Below are 972 nucleotides of genomic sequence, written 5' to 3' on the forward strand. Positions count from 1 at the left end.
TGCGGGAGGTCAAAAGAATCCCGCCAAGAGGGCCTTGGCGGGTTCTCTGGAATGCCTGGTGCGGGGTCTACGCCAGCGATCGACCTTGCGCCGGCGTCGGCGCAGCCGGGGTGATCAGAGCCTCCTGGGGAAGGTGAAGCGCGGACACAATACGACGCAGCTTCGACGGATCGGTCACTCTGCCGCTTTCGATATCCTCAATCTCGTCCACCGCCAGGCCGCATGTCAGGGAAAGCTCTTCCACGCTGTAACCGCGGGTCTCCCGCATCGCTCTGAGGGTGTTGTAATCTGGCCCGCTCCCGTTGGTTGCCGGTTCGGAGTGGGGTTCGCTTTTCGCATTATGGGGCATTGGCAACTCCATGACTGAAAGAGTTTGATCAAATGAGGAGTGTTGCCTGAGACGGTCGGGAAGATGCCCTCTCACTGGTGATTTGCCAAGGGCCAAAATGGCCGTCACGGGATCGTGAACCGGGTGCCTGGCGCGGCCTCTGGCGCACACGTCGCGATCAAGTTGTTTTGAAGGCCTGATTGGCCTTTTGCCGGCAGTTTCGCCGCGCCCATTCGTTATCTCCGGGTCGCTGGCGCGAAACCATCCGGTTCCAGCCAGTTCTTTCCCGGAAGGATTTTTTGCAATGAACTTGAAGACAGTCATGGTCGTGCTCGGCACGATTTCCAGCCTTTCCGTCGCCGGCGCGGGCGCCGCCCAAGCCGCAGGCGCGCTTCGTGTGCGCGGCACGGTGGTCAGTTTTAAGCCCACGCTGCTCACCGTGAAAACCCGCCAGGGCGATACCGACGCGATCAAGCTCAAGGCCGGCTGGAAGATCTCGGGCGTCGCCAACGCCTCGGCAACGGACATCAAGCAGGGCGATTTCCTCGGCATTGCCTCCGTATCGAAAGCGGATGGCGGCAGCGGCGCCGTGGAGGTGGTGGTCTTCCCGGCCGCGCTGAAAGGCACCGGCGAGGGTGCCCGCC

Annotated in this window: 1 protein-coding gene and 1 pseudogene; one reads left to right on the top strand and one right to left on the bottom strand. The window is 62.2% G+C overall.

Annotated features, from left to right (window positions below; genetic code table 11):
• Window positions 1-67 precede the first annotated feature (67 nt).
• The gene (locus EOA22_RS35175) at window positions 68-349 is read right to left on the bottom strand and encodes a helix-turn-helix transcriptional regulator (protein WP_063170208.1); all 282 of its coding nucleotides are present in this window, start codon (window positions 347-349) and stop codon (window positions 68-70) included.
• A gap of 283 nt (window positions 350-632) precedes the next feature.
• On the opposite strand from EOA22_RS35175, the pseudogene EOA22_RS35180 reads away from it, so the two are divergent.
• Window positions 633-972, top strand: a pseudogene (locus EOA22_RS35180) (hypothetical protein); the annotation flags it as partial.

The sequence above is a fragment of the Mesorhizobium sp. M7A.F.Ca.US.014.04.1.1 genome, assembly GCF_003998745.1.
Taxonomy (GTDB): Bacteria; Pseudomonadota; Alphaproteobacteria; order Rhizobiales; family Rhizobiaceae; genus Mesorhizobium; species Mesorhizobium ciceri.